The sequence below is a fragment of the Candidatus Nitrosopumilus sp. bin_68KS genome, assembly GCF_054095825.1.
This window is the reverse complement of record NZ_JBSWSP010000027.1, coordinates 1-13,068: the sequence shown is the minus strand read 5'-3', so window position 1 is coordinate 13,068 and position 13,068 is coordinate 1. Positions and strand designations below refer to the sequence as shown.

General features: G+C 33.5%; 16 protein-coding genes. 6 read left to right on the top strand and 10 right to left on the bottom strand.

The features are described from left to right. Positions 1-60 precede the first annotated feature (60 nt). The 4 genes from ACW9W3_RS09670 to ACW9W3_RS09655 all read right to left on the bottom strand — a co-directional run bounded on the left by ACW9W3_RS09670 (position 61) and on the right by ACW9W3_RS09655 (position 2,143). The gene (locus tag ACW9W3_RS09670; protein ID WP_457765938.1) at positions 61-747 is read right to left on the bottom strand and encodes a hypothetical protein; all 687 of its coding nucleotides are present in this window, start codon (positions 745-747) and stop codon (positions 61-63) included. Between the two features lie 291 nt (positions 748-1,038). Beyond that, on the bottom strand, positions 1,039-1,548 hold the full coding sequence (locus tag ACW9W3_RS09665; RefSeq protein ID WP_457765937.1) for a hypothetical protein: 510 nt from the start codon (positions 1,546-1,548) through the stop codon (positions 1,039-1,041). A gap of 49 nt (positions 1,549-1,597) precedes the next feature. Continuing rightward, positions 1,598-1,735, bottom strand: a complete 138-nt coding sequence (locus tag ACW9W3_RS09660; protein ID WP_192828305.1) for a hypothetical protein — start codon at positions 1,733-1,735, stop codon at positions 1,598-1,600. 84 nt (positions 1,736-1,819) lie between these two features. Further along, positions 1,820-2,143, bottom strand: coding sequence for a hypothetical protein (locus tag ACW9W3_RS09655; protein WP_457765936.1), 324 nt, complete (start codon positions 2,141-2,143; stop codon positions 1,820-1,822). Positions 2,144-2,594: 451 nt separating this feature from the next. Between ACW9W3_RS09655 and ACW9W3_RS09650 the strand changes: the two genes are divergently transcribed. From ACW9W3_RS09650 to ACW9W3_RS09640, 3 genes are read left to right on the top strand one after another with little or no spacing between them, the layout of a single operon-like run. Beyond that, entirely contained in the window at positions 2,595-3,491 is an 897-nt protein-coding gene (locus ACW9W3_RS09650; RefSeq protein WP_457765935.1) for a tRNA (adenine-N1)-methyltransferase, read from the top strand. 54 nt (positions 3,492-3,545) lie between these two features. Continuing rightward, entirely contained in the window at positions 3,546-4,409 is an 864-nt protein-coding gene (locus ACW9W3_RS09645) for an NAD(P)H-hydrate dehydratase (RefSeq protein WP_457765934.1), read from the top strand. Positions 4,410-4,414: 5 nt separating this feature from the next. After that, complete coding sequence (locus ACW9W3_RS09640) at positions 4,415-5,767, top strand: M20/M25/M40 family metallo-hydrolase (RefSeq protein ID WP_457765933.1); 1,353 nt, start codon at positions 4,415-4,417, stop codon at positions 5,765-5,767. Here the strand turns inward: ACW9W3_RS09640 and ACW9W3_RS09635 are convergent. Next, entirely contained in the window at positions 5,764-6,180 is a 417-nt protein-coding gene (locus ACW9W3_RS09635; protein WP_457765932.1) for a DoxX family protein, read from the bottom strand. The two genes, ACW9W3_RS09640 and ACW9W3_RS09635, sit on opposite strands and share 4 nt — an antisense overlap. Before the next feature lie 95 nt (positions 6,181-6,275). Here ACW9W3_RS09635 and ACW9W3_RS09630 point away from each other — a divergent pair, with 95 nt between their 5' ends. After that, a complete protein-coding gene (locus ACW9W3_RS09630; RefSeq protein ID WP_457765931.1) occupies positions 6,276-6,875 on the top strand; it encodes a proteasome subunit beta in 600 nt (199 codons plus the stop codon). Positions 6,876-6,884: 9 nt separating this feature from the next. On the opposite strand, the gene ACW9W3_RS09625 is transcribed toward ACW9W3_RS09630, so the two are convergent. The 5 genes from ACW9W3_RS09625 to ACW9W3_RS09605 all read right to left on the bottom strand — a co-directional run bounded on the left by ACW9W3_RS09625 (position 6,885) and on the right by ACW9W3_RS09605 (position 11,090). Beyond that, the gene (locus tag ACW9W3_RS09625; protein WP_457765930.1) at positions 6,885-7,361 is read right to left on the bottom strand and encodes a PUA domain-containing protein; all 477 of its coding nucleotides are present in this window, start codon (positions 7,359-7,361) and stop codon (positions 6,885-6,887) included. Further along, positions 7,358-8,368, bottom strand: a complete 1,011-nt coding sequence (locus tag ACW9W3_RS09620; protein ID WP_457765929.1) for a homoserine dehydrogenase — start codon at positions 8,366-8,368, stop codon at positions 7,358-7,360. The genes ACW9W3_RS09625 and ACW9W3_RS09620 overlap by 4 nt, the downstream gene beginning before the upstream one ends. Positions 8,369-8,706: 338 nt before the next feature. Beyond that, positions 8,707-9,108, bottom strand: a complete 402-nt coding sequence (gene msrB / locus ACW9W3_RS09615; RefSeq protein WP_457765928.1) for a peptide-methionine (R)-S-oxide reductase MsrB — start codon at positions 9,106-9,108, stop codon at positions 8,707-8,709. Positions 9,109-9,144: 36 nt separating this feature from the next. Beyond that, complete coding sequence (locus tag ACW9W3_RS09610; protein WP_457765927.1) at positions 9,145-10,764, bottom strand: FAD-dependent thymidylate synthase; 1,620 nt, start codon at positions 10,762-10,764, stop codon at positions 9,145-9,147. 32 nt (positions 10,765-10,796) lie between these two features. After that, positions 10,797-11,090, bottom strand: coding sequence for a hypothetical protein (locus ACW9W3_RS09605; RefSeq protein ID WP_457765926.1), 294 nt, complete (start codon positions 11,088-11,090; stop codon positions 10,797-10,799). Between the two features lie 132 nt (positions 11,091-11,222). Here ACW9W3_RS09605 and ACW9W3_RS09600 point away from each other — a divergent pair, with 132 nt between their 5' ends. Together ACW9W3_RS09600 and ACW9W3_RS09595 are read left to right on the top strand one after the other, a co-directional pair. Next, positions 11,223-12,101, top strand: coding sequence for a CdvA-like protein (locus ACW9W3_RS09600; RefSeq protein ID WP_457765925.1), 879 nt, complete (start codon positions 11,223-11,225; stop codon positions 12,099-12,101). Between the two features lie 54 nt (positions 12,102-12,155). Then, positions 12,156-13,068 (top strand): AMP-binding protein (locus ACW9W3_RS09595; protein ID WP_457765924.1); only part of this gene is annotated, 913 nt, incomplete at its 3' end.

Below are 13,068 nucleotides of genomic sequence, written 5' to 3'. Positions count from 1 at the left end.
ACTGTGACTAAATCAGAAACTCTGTCATCTATGTTTCATTGAAGATATCTGCAGAAAATTTTACAGTTTCAGAAATCCTGGATTTGGAATTCTTCCTGCAAAACGTCTTTGAAGAATAATGATTTCATTTGATTTTCGTTCACTGATGACTTTTTCATTTGTTTGTTCTAGGGTTTCTTTAATTTCTGAATGGCACATCTTTAGATTCTTTTTTAATCCTTCATCTTTACTTGCTTTATTGACTAATTCTATTGCAGATGCTAACTCTGTCAAATTTGAAAATGCTTGCAGTAGGACTTCATAATTTTTTTTACTTTGATTTGCTATTTTATATGAATTCAGATCTTTAGATATGTCTACAAATATTTTCTTAAATTCTAATTTTTTCAAAGATTCTTTTATTTTTGATTCATTAGTGAACATTATATCATTTACAAATCCAACATAATCATTTGAATCTAAATAGGATAATTTGGTATAATGTATATCTGTGCCTGAGATTTTGGTTTTTTTGATGAAACCTAATGTTTCTAATTTTTTTAAAGAGTTACTGATATCTTTTCTTCTGTATCTTTTTCCTTTCTCATCTAAACATGTTCTCCATATATCGTCTTCATAGTTATTCTCCTGATTCATATTTTTCAATAATAGTTCTATGGATATTTCTTTCATGTGATTGTATTTTTTGTGAACTATTTTATCGTTGGTAAGATTTATTTTTTGTTTTATAGTGCTTCCGTTAGTCATGAAATCTTTTTTGTATTATCAAAATTCAAACGAAACTTTGATTTTCTTGTTATTTGTTTGTCCAGTTTGAAAACATTTTGATTTAATTCAAATTATTCTTCAATCTTTCTGATGGTTTTACTATGGATTGGAATTGCGCTTGGCGTACTTTATTCGTAGTATTGTCTATAAAATACACTAAAACCTCGAAATTTGATTATGTCAAAATAAGCCTTCATTGTGAATATTGTGGTGATAAAACAAATGGATTCAAATGTCCAAATTGTGAAATGTTAAAAAAACACTAGAAGTTTAACCGTACATTGATTTGTCTATTGTATCATCAGTAGTGTTCGGTGTTGGAAAACCACTAAAATTTGCACGTAGTATTTTTTGTGCATGTCCTGATACTCTGGCAACATTGTCCCAAGTATTGTGAAATGAAATTCTATCTAAAATTTGTTCATCTACATGTGAGAAAATTGCCAATCCTATGATGTCTTCTTTATCTTTCATCCATTGATGACCCACTCCACATGTTGTGCATATCTCACTAATCTCCATTATTGCTTTTGAAAATGATGGGTTTTTCAAAACCAATAATTTTGCATCTTCTGGAGGAAATCTCATGTTTACATTAACTTGAATTCTATCGTCTCTGTTTGCATTTTTACTGACAATTACATTTGCTCCTATGTGAAATTGCCATTCTACCATCTTGCTTTTCTCTCTTACCTTCTCTGTCTGATCTTCATATTTGATATTGGTAATTTTGATATAATCTTCTACAAGCCTTTTCATCTCTTCAGAAGTTTTGACCATGAATAAAATCATCTATTGTACAATATATGCGTGTAATAGAAAAAAGGAATTAATGGCTGTGTCCACAACCACAGGAATCATGACCTTCATGACCTTGAGATTCTTTACCTGAACATTTGGAACATTTGTCTGAACCCGTTGGGGAAAAGAAACCTATTCCACATGATACGCATTTTTGATTTGCCATGTTGTTTCTTGAAAATTGCTTTATTTAATGAATACGCATTATTTGCTATTTTAAAAATGATGAAATAGTTTGAACTATTTTTGATTATTCTTCTTTTTTCTGAAATACTCTGTATTCTCCGATGATTGAATTGCATTTATGACATGTGTATTGACCTCTTTCAATCAAGGTTAATCCATCAGCTACTGTCTCATTTGGTTGCTCTTCAATTTGAATCTGCGTAGGACCGTCAAATTCAGAGTCACATTGTTTACAAAAATGTTTTAACATTTTGGATGTGTCGAGTTTTTCAAGTGATGCCAAAAAATGCTTGTCTATATTTGGAACAAGTTTTGATTTGGTAATTTGCTCATCTGTCAGATCTGCATTTACCCATCCACCAGAACCTGCTAATTGAATTTCAGTCATCATTCTATTGTGCCTTGCTTGGTATTAAAATACTGATTGATCTCTCTACGGAAAAAAAGTCAGTCTCCTTTACATTGGAGACTCTGAAATGTATTAACTAGTTTATGTGAGCATTGGGCTCTTCCAGCTAACACCGCGAGATGTCTCTGACTCAATGATTATGTTAGTATCATGTTTTTGTTAAAAAATCGGGGCCAAAAAGTATTACTTTTAGGTTAATTTTCTAAACGTACGATCAATTTGCATATTTGAATGTCTAATTGGTTTTATTTAGAAATGTTATTTTTTGATAAATAGAAAAAAGCTTCATAATTCGGCAAGATTCATCAAATTTGAGGAAATCAGAGAGAACCCGTTGACATAATCATCAGCACAATTACTAACTTTTTCAAGTAGATAAGACTTTGAATTAACCAGTAGATTCTTATCTAAAATTTTTGGGGAAAATTATATGGCAAAAATAAAACAAAATTCTCCCGTCTTGTTTTACTATAATCATTCTAAAAAGTGGCTTGCAAAAATTTCAAAAAAAGAATCATTTCATACTCATATAGGTGTCATAAAACACTCTGACGCAATTGGAAAAGAATACGGCTCCAGATTAATCACAAACAAAGACAAGTACGTCTACCTTCTGGAACCTACAATGTTTGATTATGTGATGAAAATCCAACATGGTACACAGATAGTATACCCAAAAGATTTAGGCTACATTGTGGCAAGAGCCGGAATTGGTGATGGTCAAAAGATTTTAGAGATTGGTACTGGTAGTGGCTCCCTTACTTCATTTGTTGCAAATATTGTAAAACCCCGTGGACATGTTTACACTTTTGATGTTGATGAAAACTTTATGAGAATTGCAGAAAAGAATATCAAAAAAGCCGGTGTTTCAAAATATGTTACACAGCATAACTTGGATCTAAAAACTGCAAAAAAATTACCACTAGAAGATATGGATGTAGCTTTAATTGATTTAGGTGATCCTTGGGTTGTTATCCCTCAAGTTAGAAAGATGTTAAAAGGTAGTGGAAGTGTTTTTGCAATTTGTCCTACTATGAATCAATTAGAGAAATTGACTATGGCATTAGTTGATAATGAATTTACTGATATAGAATCAACTGAACATATCTTACGAACTATTGAAGCAAGAGAGGGAAAAACTCGTCATTCTTTTCAGGGTATTGGGCATACTACATACCTGTGTTTTGCCCGAAAAGCATTTTTTGATAGAGAATCAAGAAAAGTCTCTGAAAAATCTAATTCTGTAAAACCCGTTAAAAAATCAACAAAACTTATCAAGAAAACTACAAAAAAACCTGCCAAGAAAACAAGTAAAAAATCATCCTAGCCGTTAATTTATTTGAAACAAGTTTTATTCATCTATTTTTTATGATATGTTATAATGGTTGCAAAAAATCTCACACTATCAATAGTAAAAAAATTCATTCCAGCAAGAAAAGCAAAATCTCGTAAAGGTGAAAATGGGATAGTTCTGGTAATTGGCGGCAGCTACATCTATCATGGTGCTCCTATACTGTCTTCAATTGCTGCACTTAGATGTGGAACTGATTTAGTTTACACCTCTGTTCCAAACATCAATGTGACTCCAACTCGGGCAATATCTCCAAATCTTATTGTCATTCCTCTAGTTGATCAAAAATTAACCCGTGGGGCAGTAAACAAACTGTTAGGGGCATTACCTAGGAATCTTGATTCTGCTACTATTGGAATGGGTCTAGCAATACAAGAACGAAATGCTTTACTGCATCTTGTAAAATCCCTTTTAGATCGAGATGTAAGGTTATCCCTTGATGCTAGTGCATTGATTCCTGAAGTATTACCTTTACTTCCAAACAAAAATGTTGTAGTGACACCCCATGCTGGTGAATTTAAGAGACTATTTGGAGAAGCACCACCCAACTCGAAAAATGAACGAATAAAACTCGTAGAGAAAAAAGCCAAGGAAAATGGAATCACTGTTTTGCTCAAAGGTGCAACTGATGTTATCTCAAATGGAACTATGACTTTTCTTTACGAGAAAAAAATCCCGGCAATGACTGTTGGGGGAACAGGTGATGTTCTTTCAGGATTGGTTGCAGGATTGCTCTCAAAGAATAGAAATCCTTTGGAATCTGCAGCTGCTGCTACTTTCATTAATGGTTTGGCAGGAAAAGCAGTTCAAAAGAAGTTGGGATTGCACATGACCTCCATGGATCTGCTAAATGAAATACCTGCAGCTATGAAGCCATTTGACAAAATTGTGTGACTAGTATGAATCCTTTAAAATATGTGGACTCTAATGTGGAAAATCTAATATCAGATCTCCAAACCCTGATTAGACAGCCTAGTGTTTCTGCAAAAAATGAGGGTATTGAAGACTGCGCAATACTTGTTTCAAAGATGCTGAAAAAATCTGGAATACCTTCTGAAATCTTGAGATTAAAAAAAGGTGTTACCCCACTAGTCTATGGAGAAATAAAATCAAAACAAAATCCTTCAAAAACTTTGATGTTTTACAATCATTATGATGTTCAACCTGCTGAGCCCTTTGATTTATGGGATGATCCTCCATTTAGTGGAAAAAGAAAAGGAAACAAAATTTTTGGTAGGGGTGCAACAGATGATAAGGGTGAATTAATTACTAGAATCAAAGCTGTAGAGGCCTGCTTGAAAGTAACTGGGGATGTTCCATGTAATATCAAATTTGTAATTGAGGGTGAAGAAGAGACAGGAAGTGCTCATATTGAAGAGTACTTGAAAAAATACAAAAAGAAATTTTCTTGTGATGGTGTGATTTGGGAATTTGGATATGTCGATTCAAAAAATAGACCAATCATTGGTCTTGGGATGAAAGGATTACTATTTGTAGAATTATCTGTAACGGAATCTAACATAGATGCGCACTCTAGTTTGGCTGTTTTAATAAAAAATCCTGCATGGCGATTGATTGAATCTGTCAAAACATTGCGTGATTCTGATGGTAAAATTCTTATAAAAGATTGGTACAAAGAGGTCACCGCATTTTCAAAAAAAGATTTACAAATTATTAGAAATGAGCCATTTGATGAAAAAGTATTCAAAAATGAATTTGGAATAAAATCTTTTTTGGCTAATAAGACTGGTTTGAATGCAAAAAAGGCTTTAGTTGGAGGGGCTACGTGCAATATTGCTGGATTTGTATCTGGATATACTGGCGATGGTGCAAAAACTGTTCTTCCTGGAAATGCGTTAGTGAAAATTGATTTTAGATTAGTGCCTAAAATGGACCCAAAAAAACAGGTTATGAGATTAAAAAATCACCTAAAATCAAAAGGTTTCTCTGATGTCAAAATGAAAATTTACCATGGCGAGGTAGCAGCTAGAACTGATTCGTCTGACCCATTTGTATCTCAAGTAAAAGATGCTGCAGACAAAGTCTTTGGAAAATCAATTCTAAATGTGTCAAATGCTGGGACTGGTCCTATGTTTCCATTTGTAAATATTTTAAACGCTCCGTGTATTTCCATTGGAAGCACATACATGTTTTCAAAGATTCATTCTCCAAATGAATTTGCTAGAGTAGATTTGTTAAAAAAGACTACAAAATGCCTTTGTTTGATTATGCAAAATTTTGGAAAACTCTAGTGTAGACATCTGGGTATTTTTTTAATTGCATGTGCAATTGAAATTCTTCCTGGTCCTACAATCATAATTACTAATGCTGATGCTAAAATAATAAGATCGATTTCTACTCCTTTATCTCCTGTTAAACTTTGAGCTCCTTTGACTAAGAATATTGCTCCTAACATTATGATTGAAATTAGTACTGCAGAAAATCTACTAAGAACTCCTAAAACTAGCAAGATGCCTGGAACTAATTCTGCTAATGCAATTGGAATTTGCATCTCTATTGGAATTCCCAAATTTGTCAAAAAATTTGAAAAGCCTGGGTTGAATTTTCCTACTCCGTGAACAATAAAGATCACACCTAAGGCAGATCTTAACCCCATGAAGACTACGTCATTTAGAAATTTACCGTTAATTTCAGCTGTAGTCATCGCAATAATCTGAAATCTTCACTATAATTATTTTGCCTATTTGTTGAGCGTAAAATGTAGAAAGCCCTTTATTATGCGGCAAAATTATTTGAAATATGTCAATGTATATGCCAGGAGCAACTGCTGTTGGAATTACTTTTGATGGTGGCGTAGTTTTTGCAAGCGAAAAAAGGATTGCCTTTGGTAATTTCCTCGTAAGTAAATCTACAAAGAAAACTTTTCCTATTACGAATAAAGTTGGTGCAACATGTGCTGGACTTGTAGCCGATATGCAAATTCTAACTCTGCAAATCGCGGCTCTTACCAAAATTAGAAAAATGGAACTTAAGCGAGATATCCCTCCAAACACCGTGGCAAAAATGATGTCAAATATGATGTATGAACGAAGATATTTCCCATTACTTACTCAGGTAATAGTTGGTGGTGTTGTAGACAAACCAATAATGTATACGCTAGATCCACTTGGCTCTGTTCTTCCTGATGAATATGCAGCAGTTGGAACAGGTGCAGAAATGGCATTGGGTGTGTTAGATCCTCAATTCAAACCAAACATGACAAAAGATGAGGCCATTGATTTGGCAAAACGTGCAGTTCGTTCAGCAGCATTACGAGATTCTGCAAGCGGTGATGGTTTAGATATTCTTGTAATCACAAAAGATGGTACTGAAGAATTTACTGATTCAATAAACAAGTAAAACTATTTTTTAATCGTAAATTGTTTTTCCAGTTTCCCAAAACTTGTCAGAGACATAATGAATATTTTTTATAATTTCACCTTTCTCCATGCCTTCTAATTCTGAGCTAGACACCATTGCTTTCCCAACAGCTAAAAACTTATGTTGTGATTCTTCTACTATGCATACAAGTTGATCTTTTTCAAATTCAGAATATTTTTTAATTCCGGGCCTCATTACATTTGCACCTTTACACATAAATTTTACAGCTCCCATGTCAACCATCACACTGGGAAATCTTTCTAGCATTTTAGTTTCTGATAAAAATGGCAGATAATCTTCATCTACTTTGAGAATCTTTAATCCATTACCTGTAATTATTTGTGCATCATCTAAAATTTGATGCACTTTGAGGTTTTTAATTTTGGGAAACTCCATATTCCATTTTTCAGAGACTGTTTTTAGAAGTGCAGTAGTTTCACTCTTTGAAATTAGATTGGATTTCAAGTTCTAGATATCTCTTGTCTGATGTCAAGTAAATCTCTTAGAATGGAACTAGCAGTTTCCATCCCTCCTGCGCCTCTACCGATAATTGTTTGAGTACCTGAGTGTTCTGATGTAAAAGCAATTGCATTTAGCGTTCCATTAACACATAATGGATCCTCGTTTGATATTTCTTTAGGACCTACAACAAGATCTTTGTCACACGATGCAATTAATTTAACTGAGCAATTATTTTTATCTGCTTTTTTAATATCCTCTGTTGTAACTTTACGTATGCCAGTACAATTAATGTCTGGTAGTGTAACCTTCATTCCCATAATCCAGTTTGCAAGAATTACTAATTTTGCAGCAGCATCTAATCCATCTAAATCCAATGACTCATCAGCTTCAACATATCCTTTATTCTTAGCATCCTTTAGTGCATCATCAAATGATAATCCTGTTGCCATATTTGATAAAATGTAATTTGTAGTTCCATTCAGAATTCCTGCAAATGATGTAATCCTCTCTCCACTTAAACTGTTTTTTGCATAATCTAAAATTGGTGTTCCGCCACCAACAGTACCGCTAAACTTGAACATTACTTGATTGTATGTCGCAAGTTCCATTAGGGATGGAAATGCCAATGCTAGAGGTCCTTTATTTACAGAAATAACGTGCATCCTTTTTTTCATTGCAGTAGTAATGTGGGTCATTCCTGGCTCTGCATCTTTGTAATTGCTGGCCGTAGTCTCAATTAGTACATCAGCTTCGACATTTTTTAGCATTTCAACTCCTGTCATTGGATTTTTTTTATCTGAATATTTTTTTACAGTACCAAATTTTTTCTTTACTTCAATTAGCTTGTTGAAATCTAATCCTGATGAATCAACTGCACTTCCTTTACTATCAAAAACTCCAACTATTCTTGGTTTTAATCCGTATTTTGAATAGAGATCATCGGATCTTGACTCAAATAATTTTACAAGACTTTGACCAACAACGCCAAATCCGCATAGGATTATTCTCAATTCATTTCATCCCTGATAGTATGTGATAAATCATAATTTTTCCAATGTCTATTTACCAATGTTTGTATCATAGACTGGATTGCTTTTGTGCTTTCATAAATATTCTTAGTCAAATCCTTTTTGTTTTTAATGAATTTTGAGGCTAGATGGATTTTGAAAAATTTGTTCAAGGATTGTGGTGATTTGTTGCTCTGTTGATATCTGCGCCACAATGAATGCAAAAATACGATCCATTCTGAGTCCAATAATGATCACACTTTGTATTACTCATATTTTTTAAAATGAATAAATCACTTCATAATTTGTTGTTTGTTCAAAAAACACACTGTTTTGATTGATTATTCTTGATCTTTTTCATGCTTCAATGAAATTGAGTTGATGCAGTATCTTTGATTTGTAGGCTTGGGACCATCATCAAAGACATGGCCTAGATGGGCGCCACATTTTTTACAATTCACTTCAGTTCTGACCATTCCGTATGCAGAATCTGAAACATATTCTATTTTTTCTTCAGAAACTGGCTCCCAAAAACTTGGCCAACCAGAACCAGAATCAAATTTTGCATCTGAGGAAAATAATTCTTCTCCACAGCAAACACACTTGAAATACCCTTCAAGTTTTGTACTGTTGTATTTTCCAGAAAATGGAGGCTCTGTTCCATGATTGACACATATTTCATATTGATCCGGTGTCAATCTCTCTTTCCATTCTTGAGGATTTTCAGAAATCTTTTCTGTCATAATTTTATTAGTATTTTTCAATATTAGAAGATTGTCTTATTTTTTCATCTTCTTTCTTTTTTCTTCAGTTCTTTTTTCTGATTCAAATCTCTCCAAGTCATATTCCTTTAAATCTACAAAATTCATTATTTTACTCAAAACTGGATGTACTCTGTTAATTTCATGAAACATCTGTTGTGCAACACGTCGATAATCAATATGTCCTTGTGGTACAGTTCTCAATTCAATTAAATGACAAGCTTCTCGAAGATTAAATTTCATATAGTATGGATAGTTGTATGCAAAGTTTACGACATATTGTGCTTGTTCAGGATATTTTGTTTTAATTTTATCAAAAGTATTTTTTGTATTTTCCATACACTCCTTGAAATCCTTTTCAATTCCAAGAATTTTAATCTCATTTGGAATACTGTATCCATGATTTGTGGTAAGAAGTTGTCTTTCAAGTGTTAATGCTCTATGTCTGTGAAAATCCCTAAACATTCCAAAATTATTGCATAAATCAAATGTATAATACACTGATTCGAAGGCCCTTGATGGTCTGTGTCGCCTATTTTTTCGTAGTTTTGCAAACTTTTTGATAATATTGTTTTTTTCTTGAGTTGAAATCTTCTTCACTTGCATCATTATATTTTGGTAAGATGTGCTTGGAGATTGCTCATAAATTATGCTGGTAATGATTTTATCTATTGCCTTTTTTTCTGGCTCATAATCTACAAGTTTGGTGATTCCACCTACTGTAGGATTTGATTTTATCTGCTTTTTTGTTATTGCTTTTGATTTTATTTTAATGTCTTTGAGATATTTTTGAAATGCTTTTCCATATTTGTCATCTGCCCTTCTGACAAATGATTTGATTGTTGTGTCAAGCTCTTTTTTGATTTTTGAGGCTAAATCTTGCTCTTCTTTTAGTTCAGACGCTCCTAATACTGTTAGGAGGTATTCAAATGCTCTACCATTTCCTGTAATGCCAACATTTGTTAAAGTTGATGCAGGAAGTAAACCTCTGAGTATGTCTAATGCTTTAGCTTTTGTAGAACCTCTATAGATCATGTTAGCTGATTTTATGTCTGATTCACTTTTTAATTTAGAAAATATTTTTTCTTTTCCATCACTTGAATCTTTAAAACTATATTTTTCTATCGGGTATTTCTCTCTAACATAATTTATCATTGGCTCTATATTTTTTGAATAAACATCAAATGAAAAATTACATGTTTCTTCATACATGTCGGCATATTTTGATTTTACAATTTCTGAATCTCTGTAAAATCTATACTTTCCATTTTCTTTTTTATTCCATGCAACATACCTTGATGATTTTTCTAAATATGATAAACCGATTCTTCTATCTTCAATTTTTTTTACTGCAATGTTAGACAATCCTTCAATTGCAATTTGAGCTTCGCCTAATTCTGCAACAGAATCGTCTCCATATTCTAAAAGTACTCTATTGTAAAACTCCTCTCCTCTGTTTTTATTTTTTAAAAACTCATCCAAAAATATTCTTCGCATACTTTTGTCAGTTCTACTGTATCGTGACATCAGAGCTCCACGATCTACTTGTCTTGGAGTAATTATTGCAAAAACATTTCCATCTGTATTAGAAAAATGATCTGATAAAATCTTTTTTTCACTTGATGAGAATTCTGGCAATACTCAACTCTATGATTTCAATTATTAATAGTCTATTTCTTTTTACCAATTTGAATTAGATCGGGACCTTTGTCTCTGTTTTTATCTTGACCTTTTGCTTGCCATCTCAATAACACTTCTTTGAAAGACGCTGCATCAGCTTCATTTTCAGTGTACATCAATGTTGTAACCCAGAATCCCTTTTTTGCTGTTTTTCCGCCAATTGAATTCATCCAGAAATCATCTGGGAGACTTTGCATAGCTTTGTTGTCTGGATCCTTTGTAGTCTCAATCCATCTATTGGCAACAAAATTCAAAATTTGGTCCAGTTCTTCTTTTTGAATCATGAGGCTACTTTTTCATCTCTGAATTTTAAAATTACTAAATTCCTCACGAAGAAAGTTTGTGAATTTAATCTTACCAAAACCAAAAACATTACTTACACTTTGTCGGTTATACAAATCTCTAAACTATCTCACATGACCCACGACGATATCGAAATAATCGGTAAAAACGTCAAAGACATGTACGGAACATTCATGGGTAAAGTAGTAGGAACAATAACTGACATTGACGGAAGTATTCAATCCGTTGGCATTGACTGCGGTTCTCAAGGATTACAGCAAATCCAATATGAGCAACTTGTAGTACAAGGCGATGTTGTTATTTTTATTCCAAAATGGAGACTCGATTCTCAAAGACTCATTCGTGAAAAACAACTAACAATACGTCGTCTAAAGGCATTGATAGATATTGTTTCAGAAAATGATGATATGAAAGTGGATGCAGAAATCATTCACGAAAAATACAAGTCGAAACTTGCATCATTAGATGAAACCGAAAGAGAAATCAAAGCCAAACTTGAGGCAAGATTGACAGAGTTAGATGAACAAATGAAGTCTGCAAAAATGTTATCCTTTGATGCAAAAGTACAATTCAAGAGTAATGAAATCTCTGATACAACATTTGAGACCGTGAAAGCATGTACAACTGAAATAATTGAACATGTTACACACGAAACAGCTGAAATTTCAAATGTAAAGAGTAGAATTGCTGACCTTGAATTGGAAGTAACAGAGATAACTGCACCTCCTACACCAGACATCCAAGAATCTGCCGTTTCATATCTGGAGACACCTGAACCACAACAAGTAGTTCAGACAATTCTTCCAGAAGCACCAACCGAATCAATAATCACACATTCAGAACCTATTGAAGCAGGAGCAAATAAAATCCCTGAACCTCCTACAGAGTCTGAAACAACATTTGCATTTCCAGAACCACCTCAACAGGTGACAGCAGAAACATCAACAGACGACAACGATAACGATTGGCTTGCTAGAATGGAAGCACAATAATTTTTTTAATTATTTTTTTAACACTTAGAAAGATCCATGTTCATAGACTTTTTGATGGATAAAACATATGACATTGGTCTTGGAAATAATGATGTTAATTTAAGAAAAAAAGCTGAATCTGATTATGTCTCCTTTTGGGACGATCAGGCAAAAAACCTCTCATGGTTCTCCTCTTGGGAAAAAACTCTTGATTGGCAATCTCCTTTTGCAAAATGGTTTGTTGGAGGTACAATTAACGCCTCATATAACGCTCTAGATATACATCAAAAAACTAACTCTGAAAAACCTGCTATTTTGTGGGAAGGTGAGAATGGTGAATCTAGGAAAATCTCCTATGCTGAAATGCTCTCACAAGTCAAAAAATTCTCTAATGTCCTAAAATCACTTGGTGTGAAAAAAGGCGATCGTGTGACTATCTATCTTCCCATGGTCCCTGAATTACCCATTGTTATGCTGGCATGCGCTAGAATTGGGGCAATCCATACAGTAATTTTTTCAGGATTTAGTGCAGCATCCATTAAAGACCGAGTAAATGACTCTCAATCCAAAGTCATTGTAACTGCAGATGGTGGATATCGACGAGGAAAAATTGTCAAACTAAAGGATGTAATTGATGAAGCAATCAAAGATTCAGAGTTTGTGGAACATGTCGTCGTATTGGAAAGGACAAAAAATGAAATCTTGCTTTCCTCAAAAGACAAACTCTGGGATGATTTAATGAATAATGTTTCAGACGAATGTACTGCAGAAAAATTAGATAGCTCTCACCCACTTTACATCTTGTACACTTCAGGTACAACGGGAAAACCCAAAGGAGTTTTACATGGAACAGGCGGTTATCTGACACATTTGTATTCTACATTCAAGTGGGCATTTGACATTAAGGACTCTGATGTGTTTTTTTGTACTGCTGACATCGGGTGGGTTACAGGACACAGCTATGTGGTGTATGCTCCATTTTTGCATG